Here is a 23,631-nt window from a genome sequence, read left to right as displayed (position 1 = left end):
TCCGGGGTCACGACGGTCGGCGGCGCGTAGCCCGGGTCGGTCGCGTCGTGCGTGGCCCCGCCCGGCATCGACGCGTTCCCGTGGTCCGACCGCCGCCGGCGCCGCGCTGATCGCCCACAGCGAACGCCCCGCCTCTCGGGGAACATTCCTCGGCTCATGTGCATTGAGTCGGCATAGCTCAACTTGACTGCCGAGGGAGAGATCATGGCTTCGACGTCCGCACCGCTCACCCTGCCCGTGTTGCCGCTCGACGGGGAGGTCGTGCTGCCGGGAATGGTGGTGCCGCTGGACCTCAATGACACGGATGTACGGGCCGCGGTGGAGGCCGCGCAGGCGGCGGCGCGGGCGGAGCCCGGGAAGCCGAAGGTGCTGCTGGTGCCGCGGATCGACGGGTCGTACGCGGCCACCGGTGTGCTCGGGACCGTCGAGCAGGTCGGACGGCTGGCCGACGGGGACCCCGGCGCGCTCATCCGCGCGGTCCGCCGGGTCCGGATCGGGGCCGGCACCACCGGGCCCGGCGCCGCCCTGTGGGTCGAGGGGACGAGCATCGACGAGAGCGTGCCGGAGCCGCTGCCCGGCCAGGTCGCCGAACTCGCCAAGGAGTACAAGGCACTTGCCACCAGCTGGCTCCGCAAGCGCGGCGCCTGGCAGGTCGTGGACCGGGTGCAGGCCATCGACGACGTCTCCGCGCTCGCCGACAACTCCGGTTACTCGCCCTTCCTCACCGTCGAGCAGAAGATCCAGCTCCTGGAGACCGGCGACCCCGTCGCCCGGCTGAAGCTCGCCACCCAGCAGCTGCGGGACCACCTCGCCGAGCAGGACGTCGCCGAGACCATCGCGAAGGACGTCCAGGAGGGCGTCGAGAAGCAGCAGCGCGAGTTCCTGCTGCGGCGCCAGCTCGAAGCCGTGCGCAAGGAACTGCGCGAGCTGAACGGCGAACAGGACGGCGAGGAGTCCGACGACTACCGCGCGCGTGTCGAGGCCGCCGACCTGCCGGAGACGGTACGGGAGGCCGCGCTCAAGGAGGTCGACAAGCTGGAGCGGTCCAGCGACCAGTCGCCCGAGGGCGGCTGGATCCGGACCTGGCTCGACACCGTGCTCGAACTGCCCTGGAACGAGCGCACCGAGGACGCGTACGACATCCGGGGCGCCCAGCGGGTGCTCGACGCCGAGCACGCCGGTCTGCAGGACGTGAAGGAGCGCATCACCGAGTACCTCGCCGTGCGCAAGCGGCGTGCGGACCGGGGGCTGGGCGTCGTCGGCGGGCGGCGCGGTGGTGCAGTGCTCGCGCTCGTCGGACCGCCCGGTGTCGGCAAGACCAGCCTCGGCGAGTCCGTGGCCCACGCGATGGGGCGCAAGTTCGTCCGCGTCGCGCTCGGCGGCGTCCGGGACGAGGCGGAGATCCGCGGGCACCGGCGTACGTACGTCGGGGCGCTGCCCGGACGGATCGTGCGGGCCATCAAGGAAGCCGGGTCCATGAACCCCGTCGTCCTGCTCGACGAGATCGACAAGGTGGGCTCCGACTTCCGGGGCGACCCGGCCGCGGCCCTGCTCGAAGTCCTCGACCCCGCGCAGAACCACACCTTCCGGGACCACTACCTGGAGGTCGAGCTGGACCTGAGCGACGTCGTCTTCCTGGCCACGGCCAACGTGCTGGAGTCGATCCCCGAGGCGCTGCTCGACCGCATGGAGCTGGTCCGGCTGGACGGGTACACGGAGGACGAGAAGGTCGTCATCGCCCGGGACCACCTGCTGCCCCGTCAGCTGGAGCGGGCCGGCCTCGGCTCCGACGAGGTCGTCCTCGACGAGAGCGCGCTGCGCAGGCTGGCCGGTGAGTACACGCGCGAGGCGGGCGTCCGCAACCTGGAGCGGTCCGTGGCGCGGCTGCTGCGCAAGGTCGCGGCCCAGCACGAACTGGGGCAGCGCGAGCTGCCCTTCACCGTCACCGACGAGGATCTGCGCGGGCTCATCGGGCGCCCGCACCACGTGCCCGAGTCGGCCCAGGACCCGGCGGAGCGGCGTACGGCGGTGCCGGGTGTCGCGACCGGGCTCGCGGTCACCGGCGCGGGCGGCGACGTGCTCTACGTCGAGGCGTCCCTCGCCGACCCGGAGACGGGCGCGGCGGGGCTGACCCTCACGGGCCAGCTGGGGGACGTGATGAAGGAGTCGGCGCAGATCGCGCTCTCCTTCCTGCGCTCGCACGGCGCGGAGCTGGAGCTGCCCGTCGCCGACCTCAAGGACCGGGGCGTGCACATCCACTTCCCGGCGGGGGCGGTGCCCAAGGACGGGCCGAGCGCCGGCATCACCATGACGACGGCCCTCGCCTCGCTCCTGTCCGGGCGGCTCGTCCGCACGGACGTGGCGATGACCGGGGAGGTCTCGCTGACCGGGCGGGTGCTGCCCATCGGCGGCGTCAAGCAGAAGCTGCTCGCCGCGCACCGGGCGGGCGTGACGACCGTCATCATCCCGAAGCGGAACGAGGCCGACCTCGACGACGTGCCTGCCGAGGTGCTCGACAAGCTCGACGTCCACGCGGTCACGGACGTCCGCCAGGTGCTGGAGCTGGCGCTCACCCCGGCGGGGGTGGAGGTGCCGCTGGCGGCGTGACGGGTGGGGTGCGTCGTCGGGTGCGGGTCCGGTGGGACTTCTCGCGCCGTTCCCCGCGCCCCTGAAGGGCCTACGGCCCCTTCGGGCCGAAAGGCAGGGGCGCGGGGAACCGGGGCGCGACCAGCCCCCACCGGACCCGCGGGCGACCTGGACGGTGTCCACTCCCTACCTGCGAAATACTGACCGGTGCTGCCCAGAGGCGGCCCTCGCAGGTACCCGGAATCGGAATCAGGAGCACCCACGTGCACGACGAAGGCGGAAACGGCGACGGCGGCGACGGCGGTGTCGGTGCCGACCTGCCGGCGGGCGGTATGGACCAGGCGTTCCTGGCGCTGGAACGGGAGCTGACGGTCCTGCTGCGGCGCGCCCGCGCCAAGTCCGGGGAGATGGCCCGTGCCGTCCACCCCGACCTGGAGTCCGCCGCCTACGGCCTCCTCGCCCGCCTCGACGAGGCCGGCCGCCTGCGCGCCACCGAACTCGCCGCCTACATCGGCGTCGGCAAGGCCACCATGTCCCGTCAGCTCCGAGCCCTGGAGCACCTCGGCCTCATCGCCCGCGAGCCCGACCCCGCCGACGGCCGCGCCTGGCTCGTCCACCTCACGGAGGAGGGCCGGGCCCGCTTCCGCGCGGTCCGGGACGCCCGCCGGGTCGCGTACGTGCGGCAGCTCGCGGGCTGGGACCGGGACGAGGTGGCCCAACTGGCGCATCTGCTGCACCAGTTGAACCGCGGAGTGGAGAGCTGAGCGGCGCGCCGCCGCCCCCTCACTCCCGCACGAACACCACGCTCGCGTCGTCGTGCCGCTTGCCCCGGCCCAGGAACTCGCGTTCCACATCGGTGGTTTCCAGCTCCCGCACCCGCCGCACCAGGCCGTGCGCCCCGGTCTTGCGGACGAGGGTGAGGCAGGCCGTCCAGTCGCCCTCGCGGAACGTCTCCACCCACCGGCTCGCGCCGTCCGTCAAACCCAGGAGCGAACGGACCTCCTCGCGCGGCAGGGTTCCCGTCACCGCCCGTGCCGCCACGGCCGGGTCGGCGGCCGCCGTCCAGAAGCCGCCCTCCCTGTTGCGCACGGTCGAGTCGACGATCGCGGCCGAGGCCAGGGAGGCCCGGGGCAGTCGGGACAGGCGGTCGTCCAGGACGGCCGTCGCCGTGCCGTCCGGCCGTTCGAGCAGCAGAGCGGAGTCCGACAGCACCAGGTACTCCACGGTCGTCGGCGACCAGCGGGCGAGGGCCACCGTGGCCTGTGGGGTTCGTGGGTGAGAAAGGTCACAGGTTTGGACGTGGGCCCGGGCGGTACGGGAAATGGCCTGTGAGAGTACGTCGGGCAAGGGCGAATCCCGTTCCGAAACGGACAGTTCGGTCAGGATGCCGCCGAGGCGGGAAGTGAACCATGCGACCGAATGTCGACAGCCGTAGCCGTCGGGCGGCGGAGTCACGCCGTCGAGGACGACGAGGGCGCCGCCCTGTCCCCCCGCGGGCAGGGCCACCGACGCGAAGTCCTCGTTGGGGCGGAGCGGGTCGCCGGGCTCCGAGACCAGTTCGGTGCGCATTCGGCCAGTCTGCACGAGCCCGCCACAAGATCCCCGAAAGGCCGACAACGGTCGCCGTACGGTCCCGACCCTCCTGCGGGGCCGCCGGGTTTGGCATGGAATGATCGTGAGCGGTGAAGCGCGGCGGCGAATACTGTCAAAGCGCGTCGCCGACGTCCAACCGGCCCGACGTGCGGGGCCTTCCCGCGAGCCGGAGGAACTTGCCCGCCAACTCCCCGGGGATGTTCACTCCTTCGGGTGGCGGGACTGATGATGCGGGACCGCTGCCCACCGGCACTGGGAGGGTCGGGAGCCGTACCGGGGGGACGGCCGTATTTGACGAGTTGACGGATCGTCACCCGGGCCCATGGGTACACGAGTCAGGAATGCGAGCACCGGTGCAGAAGACGCGGCCTCGGCGCGCAGACAAGCAGGCAGCCTCGAAGGCCTCCGCGGCCTCCCCGGACCAGCAGGGGACGGCGCAGGCCCCGGCCGTCGGCACCGGGCGGAAGGCGCACGTACGCAACCGGCTCATCGTCGCCGTGGCAGTCGTGGCCGCCGCCATAGCGGGTGCCGGGGCGCCGTCGATCCTCGCCGCCTCGGAGCAACTGCGCGACACCCAGAGCCTGGTCACGCTCGCCGGGCAGACCCAGGAGACGCTCACCCTCGCGCACGCGCTAGCCGACGAGCGGGACGAGGTCACCGCGTACATCGCCGCCGGGCGGCCCGGTTCGGCCGCGCCCAGCAAGCAGCGCAGCGACCGCGTCGACACCCAGGTCGCGGAACTGAGCGCGGACTCCGGCACCTCCGCCGCGATGCGGAGGACCGTCGAGACCGCCGAGTCCATCGCCGGCGTACGGCAGGCGGCGCTCACCGGGAAGAGCAGCGCTCTCGAAGCGCACACGGCGTACACCGCCGTCGTCACCGAACTCCACGCCCTCGCCGAGGAGCTGGCCGAGCGGCTGCCGCCCCGCGCCGGCGGCGGCGCCCACGCGCTCGCCGAACTCGACACCGCCGTCCAGCAGGCCGCCGCCGCCCGTGGGCTGCTCGTCGCCGCGCTCAGCGTCCCGACGACCACCCGGACCGTCGTCGACCCCGTCACCGGGCTGCCCACCACCACGACCGGCACCTCGGACGCCGACGCCAAGAAGCGCGACGCCCTCACCGCCGCCGCCCAGCAGGCCCGCGTGCGCTCCGACGCCGCCCTCGCCGACTTCCGCGAGACCGCGCCCGCCACCGGCCGCTCCTCGTACGACGCCACGGTCACCGGCCCCGAGGCCGGCACCGCCGACACGTACCTGGCCGACCTCACCGACCAGCCCACGCTCTCCGACAGCGAGGCCGGCACCAGCGCCAAGAAGGTCGACGCGGCGCTCTCCGCCCGCGTGGACCTGATGCGCGGCGCCGAGTCCTCCCTGTACGACCGGCGCACCAAGGACCTCGCCCGGCTGCGCGACGAGGACGTCACCGCGCTGGAGATCCGGGTCGCCGTGCTCGGCGCCCTGATGCTCCTCGCCGTCGGCGTCGCCACCGGCATGGCCCGTTCCCTCACCCGCCCGCTCGCGGTGCTGCGCATCGGCTCCGCCCGCGTCGCCGGCGACCCGGCCACCGAGGAACCGGTCAAGTTCACGGGCCGCAACGACGAGTTCGCCCAGGTCGTACGCTCCGTCAACGCGCTCCACGCGCACGCCCTCGCCCTGCACGAGCGCCTCGCGCCCCTGGAGGGCGACCGCAAGCACCTCATCGGCCAGCGCCAGACCATGGCCGACGACCGCGACCGGCTGCGCGCCGAACTCGCCGACGCCACCGCGTATCTGACGAAGGTCCAGCACAGCGTGCACGCGACCTTCGTGAACCTCGCGCTGCGCACCCTCGGCCTGGTCGAGCGGCAGCTGGCCGTCATCGAGTCGCTGGAGGAGCGCGAGCAGGACCCCGACCGGCTCGCCACACTGTTCCGGCTCGACCACTTCGCGACCGTCATGCGCCGCCACAGCGAGAACCTCCTCGTCCTGGCCGGCCACGAGCACATCCAGCACCACGCCGGACCCGTCCCGCTCGTCGACGTCGTCCGGGCCGCGGTCAGCGAGATCGAGCGCTACGAACGCGTCCGCATCGCCGCGCTGCCGCCCGGCGCGCACGTCGCCGGGTTCGCCGCCGACGACCTCAGCCACCTCCTCGCCGAACTCCTGGAGAACGGCACCTCGTTCTCGCCGCCGGAGATGTCCGTCGAGGTCTCGGGCCGGCTGCTGGACAGTGGCGAGATCGCCCTCTCCGTCCAGGACGGCGGCATCGGCGTCGCCCCCGACCGGCTCGACCGGCTCAACGCCCGCCTCACCGACTTCGACCCCGAGGCGCCCTACGAGCAGGAGGACGGCCAGGGCCTCGGCCTCGGCCTGTACGTCGTCGCCCGCCTCGCCCACCGGCTCGGCACCCCCGTGCGGCTCCAGCCGCACGGCTCGGGCGGCACCGCCGCGGTCGTCGTCCTGCCCAAGGCACTGCTGGCCCCCACGCCCGCCGTGCCCGTGGGAAGCCCGGTCTCGATCACGCCCTCGCTCTCCCTGCCGGGCGCCGACGCCGAGGCCAACTCCAACGTCCTGCCCGGCCGTTCCGTCGCCGTCCGTGAACCGGAAGGCGACGGAGACCCGCTCATCGAGGCGGCCGAGCGGGCACTGCTGGCGAGGGAGGCCGTGGGGACGGCCGCCGACGCCGCCGAGGCCACCGGGAACGTCGTACCGGAAGACGACGAACCCGGGGCCGGCCCCGCGAGCGGGGCCGAGTCCGTGTCCGAGACGACGATGGAGCTCTTCGCTCCGGTGGCCCCGGGGAAGGGCACCGGCGAGGAGAGCGACGCGCCCGTCGCCGTCGACGACACCGACACCGACACCGACGATCCGGACACGATCGAACCCGACACCCACGAGCGTGCCGCCGACGAAGGGAACACGGCGCGCACGGCGGAGGTGTCACGGGCCGGGACGGAGGGGCCACGGGACGAGGAGACCCCGCGCCTCACCGACAAGGGGCTGCCCAAGCGCACGCCCCGGATCACCGCGCCCACCCCGACGGCGCCCCGGCCCCGCGCCGGGGGCGTGAACGCCGAGGAACTGCGCCGCCGGCTGGGCGGGTTCCACCAGGGGGCCAAGGAGGGGCGCCGCGACGTCGAGGCGGAGATCGCCGAGCAGTCGGGCGAGACGCGGATGCCCGTGGCGCACGAGTACCGGACAGAGGCAGTTGACACCACGGGGGGCACTTCCGAGGAGGAAAGCAGTTGACCGCGCCCATGACCTTCGGACTGAGCAGTGAAGCCCGCAACCTGCACTGGCTCCTGACCAACCTCGTCGAGGAGGTGCCGGGACTGCTGTCGGTCGCGGTGGTCTCCTCCGACGGCCTGCTGCTCCTCTCCTCCGACCCCGGCAGAAACGCCGAGGCCCGCCAGGTCCGGGAGGAGCCACTCCAGGGTCCTCGGGGCTCCGCCGCCGACCTGGCCACCATCGTCTCCGGCATCGGCAGCCTCACCATCGGCGCCGCCAAGCTGATGGAGTCCGGCGGGGTCAAGCAGACGATGGTCGCGATGGAGGCGGGCAGCCTCTTCGTGATGTCGATCAGCGACGGCTCGCTGCTCGGCGTGCACGGCGCCCCCGACTGCGACATGAGCGTGGTGGCGTACCACATGGCGCTCTTCGTCGGCCGCGCCGGACACGTCCTCACCCCGGAACTCCGCAGCGAACTCCGCAAGTCCCTGGAGGTCGAGGCGGCCGGGAGCCCCCGATGAACAGCGGCCAGAGCCAGAGCCCGGGGCACGGGCGGAAGCGGAAGAACAAGGCACGCGCCCATGAGCCCGGCCAGGCGAAGCGGCCGGTTCTGCCGAAGGCCGGCGCGACGAGGCAGTCCGTAAAACTCCCGGTGCGCGGCGGTGACCGTAAACCCGCCCGCGTACGCCCCTACTCGCTCACCGGCGGCCGTACCCGCTTCGGGCACGTCCTGCTCGTGGAGACGTTCGTCGCGGTTCTCGAAGCCCCGGCCGAGCGACGGGAGTTGCCCGGGGGCACCGCCCACATGTTGAGTAGTGGGGGAGGTTCACTCAACTCCAAGGTGATGCCCGAGATGCGGGCCATCGTCGAACTCTGCCGCCGTATGCGGACGGTGGCGGAGATCTCCGCGCTGCTGAAGATGCCGCTCGGTGTGGTCCGCGTTCTCCTCAGCGATCTCGCGGACCAGGGAAAGATCCGTGTGTACGGAACAGGTCACGGACCGGGACAGCCGGACCGCGCTCTGCTGGAAAGGGTGCTGAGTGGACTCCGCCGTCTCTGACGCCGCCTCGGCCGGCGTCACCCCCGACGCCCCGGCCGGCGTCACCCCGGGCGTCGACGACGACGCCCCCCGCGTCGAGGTCGACGCGAACGCTCCCCGCCTCGACGCGGACACCGTGCGCGCCGGGCTCGGCGCACCCGGCGTCGACGTGGACGTGTCCCCGCCCGGGGGCTACGCCCGCGCCGCCTCCCGCGGACCGGACCGGCTCGCCGACACCGCGGCGGCCGGGCCCGGGGCGGAGCCCGAGGAGGAACTGAAAGCCTGGCAGTCCGACCTCAGCCGCGCCCCGATCGCCACGAAGGTCGTGGTGGCGGGAGGCTTCGGCGTCGGCAAGACCACCTTCGTCGGCGCGGTCTCCGAGATCACCCCGTTGCGGACCGAGGCGCTCATGACCGAGGCCAGCGCCGGTACGGACGACCTCTCCGCGACCCCGGACAAGCTCACCACCACCGTGGCCATGGACTACGGCCGCATCACCCTCGACGACGACCTCGTCCTCTACCTGTTCGGCACGCCCGGCCAGGAGCGGTTCTGGTTCATGTGGGACGACATGGTGCGCGGCGCGATCGGCGCCGTCGTCCTCGCCGACACCCGCCGCCTCGACGACTGCTTCCCCGCGCTCGACTACTTCGAGAGCTGCGGACTGCCGTACGTCGTCGCGGTCAACGCGTTCGACGGCAGCGTGCGCTACGAACCCGAGGACGTCCGGGACGCGTTGACCGTACCCGCGCACGTACCTGTCATGATCATGGACGCACGCAAGCGGGCCTCGGCGATGGAGACCCTGCTGGCGCTCTGCGGGCACGCGATATCCCTCAGCCCCGAGTAGTCCCTCCCCCGCGGGAGGCACACGGGACGCCACGGACGAACCAGGAGACCTGTCCGGATGCGGAAGATTCTCGTCGTCGGAGCCGGCCAGTCCGGGCTGCACCTGGCCCTCGGACTCCAGTCGCACGGGTACGAGGTCACACTGATGTCCAATCGGACCCCCGACGAGATACGCGCCGGCCGGATCATGTCCACCCAGTGCATGTTCGACTCGGCACTGCGGCACGAGCGCGACCTCGACCTGAACTTCTGGGAGTCCCAGGCCCCGAGGATCGAGGGCGTCGGCGTCTCCGTCGCCGGACCGGACGGGGAGCGCGCCGTCGACTGGGTCGGCCGGCTGCGCGGATACGCGCAGGCCGTCGACCAGCGGGTCAAGATGGCCGGCTGGCTGGAGACGTTCGCCCGGCGCGGCGGTCAGCTGGTCGTCCACGGCGCCGCGGTCTCCGACCTCGACTGGTTCTCCCGCGCCTACGACCTCGTACTCGTCACCGCGGGCAAGGGCGAACTGGTGCGCATGTTCCCCCGTGACGCCGCCCGCTCGCCCTACACCGAGCCGCAGCGCGCGCTCGCCGCCGTCTACGTGCACGGCCTCGGGCCCCGTCCCGAGCACCCGGAGTTCGACGCGGCCCGCTGCAACCTGGTGCCCGGCCTCGGTGAACTCATCGTCCAGCCGGTCCTCACCACCTCCGGCCGCGCGGACGCCCTGTTCTGGCTGGGCCTGCCCGGCGGCCCGCTCGACGTCTTCGACGGCGTCCGCGGCGCCGGGGAGCAGCTCGCCCTGACCCTGGACCTCATGAAGCGGTACGTCCCCTGGGAGTACGCGCGCGCCGCCGAGGCCGAGGTCACCGACGCGGGAGCGGCGCTGACCGGCCGCTACACCCCCGTCGTCCGGCACCCCGTCGCGGAACTCCCCGGCGGCGGTCTGGTCCTGGGCGCCGGGGACGTCGTCGTGGCCAACGATCCGTTGACCGGGCAGGGGGCGAACTCGGCGACCAAGTGCGCGGCCGTCTACCTCGCGGCGATCCTCGACCACGGGGACGCGGAGTTCGACGAGGCGTGGATGCGGCGGACGTTCGCACGGTTCTGGCAGGTCGCGGGACCCGTCACCAAGTGGACCAACACGATGCTGGCCCCGCCGGCCGAGCATGTGCCGGGGCTGCTGGACGCGGCCGAGGGGCTGCCGGTGGTGGCGGATCGTTTTGCCAACGGGTTCGACGATCCGGCGGACTTCGAGGGGTACTTCTACGAGGCGGAGAAGACGCGGGCCTACCTCGCGGAGGTCGCCGGAGCGTAGGCGCGGTTCCCCTCCGACTTCCTGATGCCCGCCAGCTGTTCCGGGGTCAGCGAGGCGAGGAGCCGCTCGATCTCGGACAGGCGGTCGCGGGCGGTGTCGTGTTCACGCCGATGGCGCTCGGCGAGCGTGAGCTGGCGGTCCAGGGCCACCCGGGCCCTGCGGGCGAGGGCGTCGGTGTCCTGTTCGTCGCCGACCAGCCGCTCGACCGTGTCGGCGCGGTCTCGGGCGACCTGTCCGATCACATGGCTCTGCTCCAGGGCCCGGTGCGGGTCATCGGTCATCAGCAGCCGTACGTACGGGGAGAGCGCGGTGCTGCTGTTCTGGTACTGCTGCCGGGCCAGCCGGCCGGCGGCGCCCCGGCTGTCGTGCAGGGAGAGGCGGGCCGTCACGAGCCGCCGGTCGAGGTCCGCCACCACGGCCCGCTGTTTCGTCAGCTCGCGGTCGGTCGCGGTGTACGCCTCGGTGGCCCTTACGGTCTCGTGGTGCAGACGCCGGAGATCGGTGAGGAGGTCGGCGACCGGGCGTTCGCCGGGGGGCTCCGCCGCCGCCACGAGTGGTGCGGGGGCCGCGGTGAGGAGGGCGCCGGCCGTGAGCACCGTCACCGTCGCCGTACCGAACAGGCGCAGCAGCCTTCCTGACATGTCATCACCTCCGGTGCGCAGGTGGGCCCTCCACCTCGCACCGGCAGGATGGGAGGAGCCGGGGGAGGGCGCGCGCCGGGTGGACCGTTCGGCGCGCGGGTGTCACTCGTCGGTGGGGCGCGGTCGCGCGGGCGGCGTGGCGGATCGCCCCGCAGCCGAGGAGCCCGGCTTGGACCAGGGCCACCTCGGGCGGCGGCTCGGCTCCGCGTCCGGGGCGTACTCGTACTTCCACAGCTGGTGCATGAAGCCGCCCCGGCCGGCGTCGACCCGGCGGTAGACGAGGACGGTCGGCGGGCCGCCGGCCGCGTCGGGCACCGGGACCCGGTACGTCTTCGGGGGGTGCCCGGTGATGCCGAGCAGCACGGGCAGGACGCGCCCGTCGAGGGGGCCGCCCACGAAGGGGGTGTCTTGGCTCTTCACCGGACCAGTGTCACAGCAGGTGCCCGGCGTCGGCGACGACGGGCAGGACGCGGCGGGCCAGCGTTCCGACGGCGCCGGCGGGGGTCTCGACGGTCAGGGCCTGACGTACGGCGGCGGCGGTCTGGGGGTCGCGGCCGGCGGTGGCGGTCAGACAGGCGACGAACTGCTCGACGAGCCAGTCGCGGAGTTCGCCGACGTCCGGCTGCTTGCCCTCGTCGAGCCAGATGAGGGAGGCGGCCTCCACGGAGGTGATCCACATCCGGACGGTCATGCGCAGCCGCAGGCCCGGTTCGGCCACGTCCAGGTGCCGCAGGATGTGGTCGGCGGCGGCCCGCCGGACCCCGTCCACGATGGCCGTGGCCCGGGAGGTCTCCACGACGCTGCCGCCCTGGAGGAGGGCGCTGAAACCGGTGCCGTGCTCGTCCACGAAGGTCAGATAGCGGTCGAGGGCGCGGGCCAGGCGGCTGGTGAGGGGGCCCTCGGCGGGCTCGTCGAAGCAGTGCTCCAGCTCCTCGGCGGCCGAGCGCAGGGCCGCCTCGTAGAGCTGCTGCTTGCCGCCGGGGAAGTAGCGGTAGACGAGGGGGCGGGAGACGCCGGCCGCCTCCGCCACGTCGTCGAGGGAGACGTCCTCCGGCGCGTTGTGCGCGAACAGCTCCAGTGCGGCGTCCAGCAGCTGACTGCGCCGCTCTTCCACGCTGAGCCGGCGGTACGCGCGGGTGGGGGCCTCGGACGTCATACCTCGCAGAGTAGTCGCGCCGCGGTGCACGCCGCCCTCTTCGCGTCAGGGGGTGGGCCCCCGGCCGCGCCGGCGGGTGCGGGCCGGGTGGGGCTTCTCGCGCAGTTCCCCGCGCCCCTGAAGGATCAGGCCCTGCGCGCCTGGAGGCCGAGGCGCCCGGGGGTCCGAAGGCGACGGGACAGCGAGTTCGGCCGAAAAGCACGGGGCGCAGCCCCGGCTTTGCAGGGGCGCGGGGAACTGCGCGAGGAGCCCGAGCGGGCCTGCACATGCCCTGGCACCGAGCTTCCTACCCCCTGTCGTTTTGAGGGGCGCGGGGAACTGCGCGAGGAGCCCCAGCGGGCCTGCACACGCACGGGTACCGAACCCCATCACCCGTCGCGACCGGAGCCGAACCGCTACGCCAGCAGTCCCGACGACCTCCACATCCGCCGCCCCACCCCCTGCAGAACCCCGATGTCGTCCAGGAAGTCCGTCAACCGCTTCGCCCCGGTCTGCATGATGTCCCGCCGATGCGCACTCGCCCGCACCTGCGCGACGGCCACCCGCCGGTCGAGGCCGACGTTCGTGTAGACCTCGGGATTGATGAACGCCACCGCGAAGACGCGGGCGAACTCCCCGGAGGTGACCCGCGTGAAGCTCCGGGACAGCCGCGGAGCGGTCACCATCTGGCGCCGCAGCTCCTCGCGGGCGTACCGCACGTGCCGGGCCTCCTCGACGACATGGATCCGGGTGACGCCCCGGACGAGCGGCTGGACCCGCTCGTCCGGGAAGGTCAGCCGCTGCATCCAGTCGAGGATCTCCTCACCGAGGAGGGTGGAGGTGAAGGACCCGGGGGTCGTCGAGATCGTCTTGAAGAGGCGGCCCAGATTGTGGTGCAGCCGGCTCACCGGGTAGTACGGGGTGTCCCCCTTGCTGATGAGCCGGGCGAACATCTTCGAGTGCCGGCACTCGTCCTCGATCTCCGTCAGCGCGTAGCGGACGTGCGCGCTCGTCGCGGCCTTGTCGTAGATGTGCCGCACGAGCAGCTGCATGAGGATGATCTCGAACCAGATGCCGAGGGAGGCGAGCGCCGCCGCCTCGTGCTGGGACAGCGCGATCCGCTGCTCCTGCGACATCTTCCGCCACATCGGCGTCCCGTACAGGGACACCAGCTCCGGTGGCCAGAACCACTTCCCCTCCTCGAAGGGGGCGTCCCAGTCCAGCTCCTTGTCCGGGTCGAAGGAGTGCTTCGCGGAGGACACGAGCAGCCGCTCGGCCACCTGTTCCCGGTCCTTGAGGAGCCCGAGCGCGTCGCGCAGCACCTCCGCCTCCGACACCGGGTTCGTCGAGTTCACCGAGGGCACCGTGGTCATGGCTGTCGCAGCTCCTCGTACGGAAGTTCGTACCGTTACCGGCGGTCATCGCTTATGAGACTACTTGTCAGCAAGGCCGTCAATCCTTTGCGCGCCACTTGTCGACGACCGACGGACCGATCGGCCGGTTCCCCGCCGTGACGGCCCGTGCAGTAGCGTGCTGGCGTGTCCATGCCTCCACCGCAGCCCCAGCCCCAGCCCCAGCCGTACGGCCGGCAGCCGCAGCCGGGCCCGTACGGTCAGCAGCCGTACCCGCCCCAGCCGCAGCCGTACGGTCAGCAGCCGTACCCGCCGCAGCAGCCCGGCCCGCCGCCCCCCGGCGGCTGGCAGCCCCCGCCGCCGCCCAAGAGCCGTGTGGGTCTGATCCTCGGGATCGTCGGCGGGGTCGTCGCGCTCGTGGTGGTCGCCGCGGTGGGGCTGTGGGTCGTCGGGACGCAGAGCACGAGCGGATTCCCGGAGGCCGAGTACAGGCTGACGCTGCCCGACACCGTGCTGGACGACGAGTACAAGCTGGCCCAGGACCTCTCCGACACCTCGGGGCAGCAGGTGGCCGAGGAGGCGGAGGGCGCCTGGGACGCCCGGGACGTCAAGGCCGCCGTCGGGCAGTACACCTCGGCGGACGGGGCCCAGGGCGCCCTGATCGTCTCGGGCATGTACGGCAGGTTCAAGAACACCGACGCCGCCCGCGACAACATGCTGAAGGGCGCGGCCGAGGTCGACTCGATCACGGTCGTCGTACCGCCGAAGGACTACACCCCCGGTGACGGTGACCTCACCATCAGCTGTCAGGTCGTCACCCAGAAGCAGGCCGGCAGCGAGATCACGTACCCGATGTGCGCCTGGGCCGACGGCAACACCGGGGCGTCCATCGCGGAACTCGGCGCGTCGAGCGTGGGGCAGGACCCCTCGAAGGTGGACGTGAAGGCCTTCGCGGAGCGGACCCTGGAGGTCCGCTCCGAGATCCGGCAGCGGATCAGCTGACGGCGGCGTCCGCCACGTCCGCCACGTCCGCCACGTCCGGCACCGCCGGTCCGGCCGGTCCCGCCGGTCCCGCCGGGAACGACGTGCGCAGCGTGAAGGCGTAGGGCGTAGGACCGTGGGCGCGCAGGTGGAGGAGCCGTTCCTCCGCCTCGGCCACGGTGGGGCGGTGGCCGGCCGGTACCCACCACAGGGTGGCCATCGCCTCGGCCACCCGCTCGAAGAACTCCCGCCTGCGGGACAGCAGTTCCCGGTGCTGCCCCTGGTACATGAAGGCGGTCAGGGCGTCGGTGTCCCGCCACACCGACATGTTGATGATCAGCCACTCGTCGCCGAGGACGGGCACGTCCGTGGCGTTGCCGGAGTCGCTCTGCAGGCGCCAGACGAAGCCGGCAAAGGAGTCTGCGACCGCGTTCACGGGATCGAGCCCGTCCACGAAGTCCTTCAACAGCGGTGAGTCCAGCGGGGCCTTGAGGCGGGCGATGTTGACCTGGGCGAGTTCGTACGGGGCGGTCGTCATGGCCGCACGATAGGTCGGGGCCGCTCGGGGATCACCCCCTTATCTCATCTGGTGGTCGTGTGGGGAGGCCGCCGTGAGCCCTCGTCAGCCGGAGGCCCCGAGCACCGCCCGCATCACCTCCCGCGCGATCGGCGCCGCGTCCCCGCCCCCGCTGATCTCCCCCCGTACCGCCTCCGCGTCCTCCACCACCACCGCCACGGCCACCTCGGGTTCGAGCGCGTCGTCGGACTGGGCCCAGCCGATGAACCAGGCGAAGGGGGTGCCGGAGTTGCCGATGCCGTGCTGGGCGGTGCCGGTCTTGCCCCCGACGGTGGCGTGGCGCAGGGCGGCGTTGGCGCCGGTGCCGTCCTCGACGACGCCCCGCATGAGGTCGCGCAACTGCCGCGCGGTGGCCGGGTCCATGGCCCGGCGGAGGGAGCGCGTGCCCGAGCCGGCGACCGTGCGGCCGTCGGCGGTGGTGGTGCGCTCGACGAGGTACGGCGCCCGCACCGAGCCCCCGTTGGCGACGGCCGCCGTGACGAGCGCCATCTGCAGGGGCGTGGCCCGGGTGTCGTACTGGCCGATGGAGGAGAGCGCGAGCTGCGCCCGGTCCATGTCGGTGTCGAAGGTGCTGGGCGCCACCCGGAACGGGATGCGCAGGCCCGCGCCGTCGAAGCCGAAGGCGCGCGCCGTGTCCGTCATGGCGCCGAGGCCGACGTCCACGCCCAGCTTCGCGAAGACCGTGTTGCAGGACCACTCGAAGGCATAGCGCAGGGAGGCGTTCTCGCACCCCTCGACCTCGTTGGACAGGGACGTCGTGGTGCCCGGCAGGGTGTACGGGGCGGGGGAGCGGGTGGGGGCGTCGACGTCCCCGATCACCCCGGCGTCCAGCGCGGCGGCGGCCGTCACCACCTTGAACGTCGAACCCGGCGGATAGGTCTGCCGCACCGCCCGGTTGAGCATCGGTCTGCTCGCGTCCCCGTTCAGCCGGGCCCACGCCTCGGTCACCTCGGGACCGTTGCCGGAGAGCACCCCGGGGTCGTACGACGGGCGTGAGACCAGCGCCAGGACGCGCCCGGTGGCCGGTTCGAGCGCGGCGACCGCGCCCCGGCGGGCGCCGAGCCCGAGGTACGCCGCCCGCTGTGCCCCGTCCTGGAGGGTGGTGACGACCTCGCCGCCGGCGTTCCGGTCGCGGGTGAGGTCGTTCCACAGGGGGAGGAAGGACAGCAGCGGGTCGCTGCCGTCGAGGAGGGAGTCCTCCGCGTTCTCCAGGAAGGTCGTGCCGTACACCTGCGAGGCGAAGCCCGTGACCGGCGCGTACAACGGGCCGTCCCTGTACGTCCGTTCGAAGCGGAGCTGTTCACCGGTGTCCGTCGAGCCGGTGACCGGGCGCCCCTCGACCACGATGTCCCCGCGCGGCTGGCCCCAACGGGCGATCACCGGGCGGCGGTTGGCGGGACTGTCGTCGTAGGCCCGGGACTGCAGGACCTGGACGCGGGTGGCGTTGACGAGGAGCGCGACCAGCAACAGGGCGCAGAGGGCGGCGGCGCGGCGGATGTACGTGGTCATGTGCCCCGGACCTCCGGGCCGGCGCAGGGGTTCTGGGGAAGGGTCCCGGGGCCGTCCTGCCTCCTGGCCGAGTCGCTCAGCCGGATCAGCAGGGCCACGATGATCCAGTTGGTGACGACGGAGGAGCCGCCCTGGGCGAGGAAGGGCATCGGCATACCGGTCAGGGGGATGAGGCCGGTGACACCGCCCGCGATCACGAAGACCTGGAGGGCGATGATCGAGGCGAGGCCGGTGGCCAGGAGGCGGCCGAAGGGATCGCGCAGGGCGAGGCCGGTGCGGAAGCCGCGCTCCACCAGCAGGGCGTAGAGCAGGAAGATCGCGGTGAGGCCGGCCAGGCCCAGCTCCTCGCCCGCCGTGGCCAGGATGAAGTCCGACTTGACGGCGAAGCCGATCAGGACGGAGTGGCCGAGTCCGAGGCCGGTGCCGAGCAGGCCGCCGGCGGCGAACGAGAAGAGGGACTGGGCGAGTTGGTTGGCGCCCTGGCCCGCCTCGATCGAGGCGAAGGGGTGCAGCCAGTCCTCGACGCGGCTGTGTACATGCGGTTCGAGCCAGCCGACGGCCACCGCGCCCACACACGCCAGCAGCAGCCCCACCGCGATCCAGCCGGTGCGGCCCGTGGCGACGTACAGCATGATCACGAACAGCCCGAAGAACAGCAGCGAGGTGCCCAGGTCCCGTTCGAGGACCAGCACGCCGACGCTCAGCAGCCAGATGGTGACGATCGGGCCGAGCACGCGCCCGGTGGGCAGTTGGAGGCGCTTGAACCGCCAGATCTGACGCCCGGCGTACGCCAGCGCGTTGCGGTTCGCCGCGAGATAGCTCGCGAAGAACAGCGCGAGCAGCACCTTCGCGAACTCGCCCGGCTGGAGGGAGAACCCGGCGATCCGCACCCAGATCCGGGCCCCGTTGACCGGCGGGAACAGGATCGGCAGCACCAGCAGCGCCAGCGCGGCCACCACCGAGACGTACGCGTACCGCTGCAGCACCCGGTGGTCGCGCAGCAGGGTCACGACCGTGAGGAACAGTGCCACCCCGAGCGTCGACCAGTTCAGCTGCGCGGGCGCCGCGTGGTCGGCCGGGGTCTCCAGGTCGAGCCGGTGGATCAGCACCAGGCCCAGGCCGTTGAGGAGCACCGCGATCGGCAACAGCAGCGGATCGGCGTACGGCGCCCGCAGCCGGACCACCAGATGGGCCAGCAGGGCGAGCACGCCGAGCCCGGCGCCGTAGTCCGTGGCGCCGGGCGGGAGGGTGCCGTTCTTCGCCAGACCGACAGCGCAGTAGCCGTACACGGAGAGCAGGACGGCCACGACGGTGAGGGTGAACTCGACGCCTCGGCGCCGGAGCGGGCGTACGGCGGGCGGGGACGGGTCCGAGGGACCCGCCGCCAGGGTCGTTCCGGCCTTGGTGGTCATGCCCGGAACTTACCCAAATGGGATGCCTTGCGGGTCTTGTCGCTCAGGCGCACGTGCGTGGCGTTTTGAAGGCGTCGATGTAGCGGGCCGAACCCCAGGCCCAGGTGCCGTCGACGAGCAGGTACCACTGCCTGTTGCCGTTGACGGTCTGTCCGTCGGCCCGGCAGTAGATCTTGACGATCTCCCCGTAGGGCGCGACCCGGACGACCGCGCCGCCGCGGGTCGGCGCGCTGCGCAGGATCAGACCGTTACGGGCGACGACCTCGCCGTTGACGATCTGCTTGCTCTTCCGGGGGTCCTCCTGTCCGGCGCCCGCCGCGGGGGTCGTGGCCGCGAACGCCACGAGGGCGCCACCGGCAGCCGCTATACCGAACCGCATGAGCAGAATCCGCAGGGACATCTGATGCTCCTCCAGAAAAAAGGGGGCGAAGCTGACTATTCGCCACGTTAGGAGGAGGGAGGGCGGGGCGCCTTCTGCGATGGTCCATCAGGGCAGGCCCGGCTTCGGGGGCGCAGCCCCGCCGTCAGGGGCACGGGGGAACTGTGCGACCAGCCCCCACCAGCCCCCACCAGCTCCCACCGACCCGCGGCCGACACCGAACGCCCTTGCGTGCGGACCCGGGTGGCTTCGTCGCGCGGGCGCGATCAGTCCCCGCCGACCGGCAGGCGCAGAACGGCCGACGCGCCCCCGTCCTCCGCGTTCTCGAACACCAGCCGTGCCCCCAGCACCTCCGCCTGCCCCACCGCGATCGTCAGCCCCAGCCCATGTCCCTTGCGGGAACCCTCCGTACGGAACCGCTGCGGCCCCTCCGCCATCAGGTACTCCGGAAACCCGTCGCCGTGGTCCCGCACGGTCACCACCGCCTCCTCGGCCGTCGCCTCCACGGTCAGCACCACCGGAGGCCGCCCGTGCTTGTGCGCGTTGGCCACCAGGTTCCCGAGCACCCGCTCCAAACGCCGCCGGTCCGTCTCCACGCACGCGTCCTCGACGACCCGCACCACCGTCTCGCCGCTCGCGTGCGCGGCCACCCGCTCCGCCAGCACCCCGAGCCGGATCGCGTCGGGGTCCAGCCGCTCGCCGCCCGCGTCCAGCCGTGAGATCTCCAGCAGATCCTCGGTCAGCGTCCGCAACGCGGCGACCCGGTCCCGCACCAGTTCCGTCGGCCGCCCCGGCGGCAGCAGTTCGGCCGCCGCGTGCAGCCCGGTCAGCGGTGTCCGCAGCTCGTGCGCGACGTCCGCGGTGAACCGCTGCTCGCCGATCAGCTTGCGCTGCAGCGTGGACGCCATCGTGTCGAGCGCGGCGGCCACCGCGGCCACCTCGTCGCGGTACCGCGCCGGGTCCGTCGTGCGGGGGTCGCCGACCCGTGCGTCGAGGTCGCCCGCGCTGATCCGCCGGGCCACCTGCGAGGTCGTCCGCAGCCGCCGGGTCACCCCGGTGACGCCGAACGCGCCCACGATCAGCGTCGCCCCGATCGCCAGCGCCGAGGAGCCCAGGATGGCCCGGTCGAGGTTCTCGATCGTGGCCGCGCTCTGCGCGTAGTCGATCCGCACGGCGAGGGCGCGGCCGTCGGCGGGAGCGGCCGCCCACATCGCGGGGTATCCGCCCGCGACCCCGACCATCGTGCCGCGCCGCCCGCTCACCGCCAGCGCGCGCAGCGACCCCGGCAGCTCCGGCGCGTCGATGCCGGCCTCCGGCGGCAGCCGGTTCCCGGCCTCGTACGCCCGCACCGCCTCGTCGAGCCGGTCGAGCGCCCGGGAGCGGGCGTCGCTCACGGTCCGGTCGGTGACGGAGACATGCACCAGGGCGCCGAGCAGCGCGGCCAGCCCGCAGCACATGACGGTGATGAAGGCCAGCGCCTTCCAGGTGAGCGAGGACGTCCAGCGGCGCAGGCCGAACCGTTTCCGCGCGGTCTTCGTCGCGCTCTCGGCCGCGGTCTTCGCCGCGCTCTCGCGCTTCGCCGTGCTCATCGCGGGCCGCCGGAGGGCGAGGGCCGGGGCGTGGTGGCCGGCGTCGTCCCGCCGCCGGGGGACGAGCGCGCCGATCCGCCCACGCGCAGGATCTCGTCGCGGGTGAGGAGCATCGCCCGCTGGTCCTCGTCCCAGGTCCACTGGGTGCGGTACTCGTAGCCGACGATCGCCGCGGGCGAGCGGATGATCACGGTCCGGCCCGCCAGCTCCACCGCGAGCACCGCGTCGTCGCTGGCCAGCACCTGTACCAGCCGGTCCGCCCGGAACGTGTACATCCGTACCGCCGTCTGGTTGCCGGGCAGCAGCCGGAAGCCGAGCACCATGTCCTCGCGCCCGTCGCCGGTGAGGTCCCGGTAGTAGGCGTCGAGCACCGGACACCGGGAGCGCTCCGCGCCCCCGCCGCAGTCCGCCATGCGCGCGGTCGTGCCGGCGTAGACCGCGTCGGACCCGGAGTACATCTCCGGATGCGCGGCGATCTCGGCGCGCACGACCGCCACCGGGTCCACCTCGCGGATGTTCCCGCCGGGAACCCTGACACCCTTGACGACCTCAGTCTCGGCCTCGCCGTAGTCGTAGGCGGGGGAGGATGCGGGCGGTTCCCCGGGCCACAGCCGGGTCGGCCCGCTCGCGGTGGCCGTCGCGCCCGCGCTCACCAGGCCACCGGAGTCGCCACAGGCGCCCAGCAGCAGGCCGGCGGCCAGGGCGAGCGAGGCGCCGGCGACCGCACGCACGGGGCGGCTGGGGAACACGGGACTCCTGAGGGCGTCGATTCGGTCCAGTACACCCTATTCATGCGGAAGTACCGCACCCGCCCGCCCCGCTACTCGGCCAGTTCCTCCAGCTCCTCCAGGAACCGGACGGTCGCCAGCCCCGTGCGCAGATACTCCACGAACAGCTCGTTGTGCAGCGCCCACGGTGAACGGCGGGTGCGGATCAGTTGGATCGCCTCCTCGGCGGAGTGCCCGTCGCGGATCAGCGCGTGCGCCACCACCAGACCCGACCGGTTGTACCCGCTGTAGCAGCGGACGAGGACCCGCTTGCCGTCCTCCAGCGCGTCGCACGCCGCCTGCCCCAGCCGCATCACACCCGCCAGCTGCGTACCGTCCAGCGGCCCGTCCGGGATCGGCCACACATGGTGCTCGACGCCGTCGTCCGGCCCGTACCCCGGCAGCCGCAGCAGGGTCAGTACCAGATCGAACTCGTCGCGTACGACCGCGAACTCGATGTCCCCGGTGCCGGTCCGCCCCGCGAACTCGTGCCCGCCCATCCACAGACCGGGCACGATCTCGCTCCACGGTTCGCCCGGAGCCGGTACGTCGGGTTGCTTCCTGCGCGTCCGCAACGGCGCCTCCCCAAGCCCCTGACGACAGGTCGTCACCCCAAAGGTAACCGGGTTCTTGCCGATGGAGCACCCCGCCTGTTCCCATGGTCGTGGGGTGATGGTGCATGAGCGGACTGCGCGTCGTACCGACCTGGCGGCACGGACAGCGACGCCTGTACGTGTGCCGGACCGACGGGAGGAACGTCGCCTGGTACGACCGTGAGACGGGCCGGGTGAACCTCCTCAGCGAGGAGCTGAGGCAGGACGTGCTGGCCGTGCTCGCCCCCTTCGTCACCGGCCCGGTCGCCGTGGGCCCGCCGCCCGTCCCCACCCCCGCCGAACTGGCCCGGCTGAGCCTCCACCCGGACGACGACCTCGCCCCCAACCGCCCCGGCGAGGCGCTGCTGATCGCCCTCGATCGCGCCCCCGGACCCCCACGTCGGCTGCGCCCGGACCCGCGCCGCCGCGCCCTGGCCGCCGAGCGGACGGTCGGTGACGCCCTGGACCGGCTGGAGGGTGCGGGCTGGCACACCCTGCACTCCGTGCCGCTGCCCGGCGGCGAGCGCATCCACCATCTCCTGATCGGCCCCGGGGGCCTGTTCTGCGTCAGGTCCCTGCCCGCCCGCAGGCAGCGCGTCGTCGTCACCGACCCGATGGTCGCCGTCGGCCGCCACGAGCCCCGCGCGCTGCTGCGCGCGCTCCGCGCCGACGCCGACCGCGCCTCCTACGCCCTCACCGCAGAGGTCCGTCCCGTTCTCGCCCTCGTCGAACCCGCCGGTCTCGACATCACCACACCCCCGCGCGAGGTCCGCGTCCTGTGCGACACGGACCTCGCCGAACTCGCGCGCACGGGCGGGCTGCTCAAGCCGGCCGACGTGGAGGGCCTGCACGCGATGGCCCGGGACCGGCGGACCTGGACCCGCGTGTAGACCGTCATGGAGCGGACCGTCATGGAGCGGACCGTCACAGTGGGGACCGCCAGGGTGGACCGTCACGGCAGGGCGTGCGCGGCCTCCGGGTCGAGGAGTGGCGCCAGCAGGTCGCCGTGGTCCCGGAGGCGGGAGGCGAGGTCCGGGGCGCGGAACACCAGCTGCGCGGGCGAGGCGCACTCCTCGACCTCGGCCCAGGTCACCGGGGCGGAGACGGTCGGCTCGGCGCGGGCGCGCAGCGTGTAGGGCGCGGCCGTGGTCTTGCGGGCGGCGTTCTGGCTCCAGTCGACGAAGACCTTGCCGGGGCGCAGGCTGCGGTTCATCCGGTGGACGACCTGACGGGGCAGCGCCGTCTCGGCCTCGACGGCGAGTTCCCTCGCGTACTCCGACACCCGCTCCGAGGACGCCCCACGCACCGCCGCCAGCAGATGCAGCCCCTTCGACCCGGACGTCTTCGCGTACGCCTCGATCCCGTCCGCCGCGAGCCGCTCCCGCAGCCAGCGGGCGACCTCGCAGCACTCGACGATCGTCGCGGGCGCCCCCGGGTCCAGGTCGAAGACCAGCCGGTCCGCCTCGTCGGCGGAGTCGACGGTCCACTGCGGTGTGTGGAACTCGGCGACCTGGTTCGCCGCCCACATCAGGCTCGCCAGGTCCTGCACCAGCACCATCCGGGCCGGGCCCTCCATCCGCCGCACCTCGGCGGTGGTGACCCAGTCGGGCGTGCCGGGCGGCACGTTCTTGGTGAAGAAGACCTGTCCCCCCGGCCCGTCCGGGTATCGGAGGAACGAGACCGGCCGGTCACGCAGATGCGGCAGCAGGACGTCGGCGGTCGTGGCGTAGTAGTGCAGCAACTCGCCCTTGGTGAACCCCGTCGCCGGGTGGAGAACCTTCTCCAGATTGGAGAGGACGACCCTGCGGCCCTCCACTTCGGTGATCGGTGTCATGGCAGCAAGAATCCCATGATTCGCGGGCAAAGCGGTCACGGTGCCTGGGCGGTCGGCGATGAGGACGCGCCGGGCGCCTGTGCGTGGGAGGGGGCCCGTGTGCGGGGCGTTCGCGTACGCGGTGGGGCGCCCGTACACGGGGGCGTACGCCCCGTCGACGTACGCGAGCCCCCGCGTACGTCTGCCATCGGCGCGCACGGCCGATGTCCGTGCGCGCCTTGGGCCCGGTCCCGCGTGACACGGCACCGGGCGCTCGCGTGCGCGGCCGGGCCCCCGTACGCAGGCAGCCCCGCGT

The 23,631-nt window shown here is 73.0% G+C and carries 22 protein-coding genes; 9 read left to right on the top strand and 13 right to left on the bottom strand.

Features of this window, described 5'->3' with window-relative positions; genetic code table 11:
• Window positions 1-204 precede the first annotated feature (204 nt).
• Together lon and ACWCRJ_RS17495 are read left to right on the top strand one after the other, a co-directional pair.
• Window positions 205-2,607: an endopeptidase La gene (lon, locus tag ACWCRJ_RS17500; RefSeq protein WP_450940086.1), complete on the top strand. Its 2,403-nt coding sequence runs from the start codon at window positions 205-207 to the stop codon at window positions 2,605-2,607.
• Window positions 2,608-2,849: 242 nt separating this feature from the next.
• Complete coding sequence (locus tag ACWCRJ_RS17495) at window positions 2,850-3,350, top strand: MarR family winged helix-turn-helix transcriptional regulator (RefSeq protein WP_450940085.1); 501 nt, start codon at window positions 2,850-2,852, stop codon at window positions 3,348-3,350.
• A gap of 19 nt (window positions 3,351-3,369) precedes the next feature.
• Here the strand turns inward: ACWCRJ_RS17495 and ACWCRJ_RS17490 are convergent, their stop codons facing one another.
• Complete coding sequence (locus ACWCRJ_RS17490; RefSeq protein ID WP_450940084.1) at window positions 3,370-4,155, bottom strand: protein phosphatase 2C domain-containing protein; 786 nt, start codon at window positions 4,153-4,155, stop codon at window positions 3,370-3,372.
• A gap of 377 nt (window positions 4,156-4,532) precedes the next feature.
• Here ACWCRJ_RS17490 and ACWCRJ_RS17485 point away from each other — a divergent pair, with 377 nt between their 5' ends.
• The 5 genes from ACWCRJ_RS17485 (at window position 4,533) to ACWCRJ_RS17465 (ending at window position 10,567) form a co-directional block, all read left to right on the top strand.
• The gene (locus ACWCRJ_RS17485; protein WP_450940083.1) at window positions 4,533-7,406 is read left to right on the top strand and encodes a sensor histidine kinase; all 2,874 of its coding nucleotides are present in this window, start codon (window positions 4,533-4,535) and stop codon (window positions 7,404-7,406) included.
• Window positions 7,403-7,906: a roadblock/LC7 domain-containing protein gene (locus ACWCRJ_RS17480; protein ID WP_450940082.1), complete on the top strand. Its 504-nt coding sequence runs from the start codon at window positions 7,403-7,405 to the stop codon at window positions 7,904-7,906. The genes ACWCRJ_RS17485 and ACWCRJ_RS17480 overlap by 4 nt, the downstream gene beginning before the upstream one ends.
• Window positions 7,903-8,445: a DUF742 domain-containing protein gene (locus tag ACWCRJ_RS17475; RefSeq protein ID WP_005480343.1), complete on the top strand. Its 543-nt coding sequence runs from the start codon at window positions 7,903-7,905 to the stop codon at window positions 8,443-8,445. Before ACWCRJ_RS17480 ends, ACWCRJ_RS17475 begins: the two co-directional genes overlap by 4 nt.
• A gap of 253 nt (window positions 8,446-8,698) precedes the next feature.
• On the top strand, window positions 8,699-9,274 hold the full coding sequence (locus ACWCRJ_RS17470; RefSeq protein ID WP_450940149.1) for a GTP-binding protein: 576 nt from the start codon (window positions 8,699-8,701) through the stop codon (window positions 9,272-9,274).
• Between the two features lie 57 nt (window positions 9,275-9,331).
• A complete protein-coding gene (locus ACWCRJ_RS17465; RefSeq protein WP_450940081.1) occupies window positions 9,332-10,567 on the top strand; it encodes a styrene monooxygenase/indole monooxygenase family protein in 1,236 nt (411 codons plus the stop codon).
• Here the strand turns inward: ACWCRJ_RS17465 and ACWCRJ_RS17460 are convergent.
• From ACWCRJ_RS17460 to ACWCRJ_RS17445, 4 genes are all read right to left on the bottom strand, one after another.
• The gene (locus tag ACWCRJ_RS17460) at window positions 10,540-11,208 is read right to left on the bottom strand and encodes a coiled-coil domain-containing protein (RefSeq protein WP_450940080.1); all 669 of its coding nucleotides are present in this window, start codon (window positions 11,206-11,208) and stop codon (window positions 10,540-10,542) included. The genes ACWCRJ_RS17465 and ACWCRJ_RS17460 overlap by 28 nt on opposite strands.
• A gap of 102 nt (window positions 11,209-11,310) precedes the next feature.
• Window positions 11,311-11,628: a hypothetical protein gene (locus tag ACWCRJ_RS17455; protein WP_450940079.1), complete on the bottom strand. Its 318-nt coding sequence runs from the start codon at window positions 11,626-11,628 to the stop codon at window positions 11,311-11,313.
• A gap of 10 nt (window positions 11,629-11,638) precedes the next feature.
• Window positions 11,639-12,364, bottom strand: coding sequence for a TetR/AcrR family transcriptional regulator (locus ACWCRJ_RS17450; RefSeq protein ID WP_450940078.1), 726 nt, complete (start codon window positions 12,362-12,364; stop codon window positions 11,639-11,641).
• A gap of 395 nt (window positions 12,365-12,759) precedes the next feature.
• Entirely contained in the window at window positions 12,760-13,716 is a 957-nt protein-coding gene (locus ACWCRJ_RS17445; protein WP_450940077.1) for an AurF N-oxygenase family protein, read from the bottom strand.
• Between the two features lie 171 nt (window positions 13,717-13,887).
• On the opposite strand from ACWCRJ_RS17445, the gene ACWCRJ_RS17440 reads away from it, so the two are divergent.
• Complete coding sequence (locus ACWCRJ_RS17440; RefSeq protein WP_450940148.1) at window positions 13,888-14,697, top strand: hypothetical protein; 810 nt, start codon at window positions 13,888-13,890, stop codon at window positions 14,695-14,697.
• Here the strand turns inward: ACWCRJ_RS17440 and ACWCRJ_RS17435 are convergent.
• The 7 genes from ACWCRJ_RS17435 to ACWCRJ_RS17405 all read right to left on the bottom strand — a co-directional run bounded on the left by ACWCRJ_RS17435 (window position 14,690) and on the right by ACWCRJ_RS17405 (window position 21,484).
• On the bottom strand, window positions 14,690-15,214 hold the full coding sequence (locus tag ACWCRJ_RS17435) for a DUF3291 domain-containing protein (protein WP_450940076.1): 525 nt from the start codon (window positions 15,212-15,214) through the stop codon (window positions 14,690-14,692). The two genes, ACWCRJ_RS17440 and ACWCRJ_RS17435, sit on opposite strands and share 8 nt — an antisense overlap.
• Before the next feature lie 84 nt (window positions 15,215-15,298).
• A complete protein-coding gene (locus ACWCRJ_RS17430; RefSeq protein ID WP_450940075.1) occupies window positions 15,299-16,762 on the bottom strand; it encodes a penicillin-binding transpeptidase domain-containing protein in 1,464 nt (487 codons plus the stop codon).
• On the bottom strand, window positions 16,759-18,174 hold the full coding sequence (locus ACWCRJ_RS17425; RefSeq protein ID WP_450940074.1) for an FtsW/RodA/SpoVE family cell cycle protein: 1,416 nt from the start codon (window positions 18,172-18,174) through the stop codon (window positions 16,759-16,761). The genes ACWCRJ_RS17430 and ACWCRJ_RS17425 overlap by 4 nt, the downstream gene beginning before the upstream one ends.
• Window positions 18,175-18,217: 43 nt before the next feature.
• Window positions 18,218-18,574, bottom strand: a complete 357-nt coding sequence (locus tag ACWCRJ_RS17420; RefSeq protein WP_450940073.1) for an SH3 domain-containing protein — start codon at window positions 18,572-18,574, stop codon at window positions 18,218-18,220.
• A 245-nt stretch (window positions 18,575-18,819) separates the two neighbouring features.
• A complete protein-coding gene (locus tag ACWCRJ_RS17415; RefSeq protein ID WP_450940072.1) occupies window positions 18,820-20,142 on the bottom strand; it encodes an ATP-binding protein in 1,323 nt (440 codons plus the stop codon).
• The gene (locus ACWCRJ_RS17410; RefSeq protein WP_450940071.1) at window positions 20,139-20,891 is read right to left on the bottom strand and encodes a hypothetical protein; all 753 of its coding nucleotides are present in this window, start codon (window positions 20,889-20,891) and stop codon (window positions 20,139-20,141) included. The genes ACWCRJ_RS17415 and ACWCRJ_RS17410 overlap by 4 nt, the downstream gene beginning before the upstream one ends.
• Window positions 20,892-20,962: 71 nt before the next feature.
• Complete coding sequence (locus tag ACWCRJ_RS17405; protein ID WP_450940070.1) at window positions 20,963-21,484, bottom strand: protein-tyrosine phosphatase family protein; 522 nt, start codon at window positions 21,482-21,484, stop codon at window positions 20,963-20,965.
• Between the two features lie 104 nt (window positions 21,485-21,588).
• Between ACWCRJ_RS17405 and ACWCRJ_RS17400 the strand changes: the two genes are divergently transcribed.
• A complete protein-coding gene (locus ACWCRJ_RS17400) occupies window positions 21,589-22,392 on the top strand; it encodes a nuclease-related domain-containing protein (protein ID WP_450940069.1) in 804 nt (267 codons plus the stop codon).
• Window positions 22,393-22,454: 62 nt separating this feature from the next.
• Here ACWCRJ_RS17400 and ligD read toward each other — a convergent pair whose 3' ends face one another.
• Entirely contained in the window at window positions 22,455-23,336 is an 882-nt protein-coding gene (gene ligD / locus ACWCRJ_RS17395; RefSeq protein ID WP_450940068.1) for a non-homologous end-joining DNA ligase, read from the bottom strand.
• Window positions 23,337-23,631 lie beyond the last annotated feature (295 nt).

The sequence above is a fragment of the Streptomyces sp. NPDC002324 genome (assembly GCF_053593335.1).
This window is presented reverse-complemented; position numbering and strand designations above follow the sequence as displayed.

Coding starts and splice junctions, on each gene's coding strand:
- ACWCRJ_RS17415 (WP_450940072.1), bottom strand. CDS start 20,142: ATGAGCACGGCGAAGCGCGAGAGCGCGGCGAAGACCGCGGCCGAGAGC.
- ACWCRJ_RS17420 (WP_450940073.1), bottom strand. CDS start 18,574: ATGTCCCTGCGGATTCTGCTCATGCGGTTCGGTATAGCGGCTGCCGGT.
- ACWCRJ_RS17430 (WP_450940075.1), bottom strand. CDS start 16,762: ATGACCACGTACATCCGCCGCGCCGCCGCCCTCTGCGCCCTGTTGCTG.
- lon (WP_450940086.1), top strand. CDS start 205: ATGGCTTCGACGTCCGCACCGCTCACCCTGCCCGTGTTGCCGCTCGAC.
- ACWCRJ_RS17490 (WP_450940084.1), bottom strand. CDS start 4,155: ATGCGCACCGAACTGGTCTCGGAGCCCGGCGACCCGCTCCGCCCCAAC.
- ACWCRJ_RS17450 (WP_450940078.1), bottom strand. CDS start 12,364: ATGACGTCCGAGGCCCCCACCCGCGCGTACCGCCGGCTCAGCGTGGAA.
- ligD (WP_450940068.1), bottom strand. CDS start 23,336: ATGACACCGATCACCGAAGTGGAGGGCCGCAGGGTCGTCCTCTCCAAT.
- ACWCRJ_RS17435 (WP_450940076.1), bottom strand. CDS start 15,214: ATGACGACCGCCCCGTACGAACTCGCCCAGGTCAACATCGCCCGCCTC.
- ACWCRJ_RS17475 (WP_005480343.1), top strand. CDS start 7,903: ATGAACAGCGGCCAGAGCCAGAGCCCGGGGCACGGGCGGAAGCGGAAG.
- ACWCRJ_RS17425 (WP_450940074.1), bottom strand. CDS start 18,174: ATGACCACCAAGGCCGGAACGACCCTGGCGGCGGGTCCCTCGGACCCG.
- ACWCRJ_RS17460 (WP_450940080.1), bottom strand. CDS start 11,208: ATGTCAGGAAGGCTGCTGCGCCTGTTCGGTACGGCGACGGTGACGGTG.
- ACWCRJ_RS17445 (WP_450940077.1), bottom strand. CDS start 13,716: ATGACCACGGTGCCCTCGGTGAACTCGACGAACCCGGTGTCGGAGGCG.
- ACWCRJ_RS17465 (WP_450940081.1), top strand. CDS start 9,332: ATGCGGAAGATTCTCGTCGTCGGAGCCGGCCAGTCCGGGCTGCACCTG.
- ACWCRJ_RS17400 (WP_450940069.1), top strand. CDS start 21,589: ATGAGCGGACTGCGCGTCGTACCGACCTGGCGGCACGGACAGCGACGC.
- ACWCRJ_RS17440 (WP_450940148.1), top strand. CDS start 13,888: ATGCCTCCACCGCAGCCCCAGCCCCAGCCCCAGCCGTACGGCCGGCAG.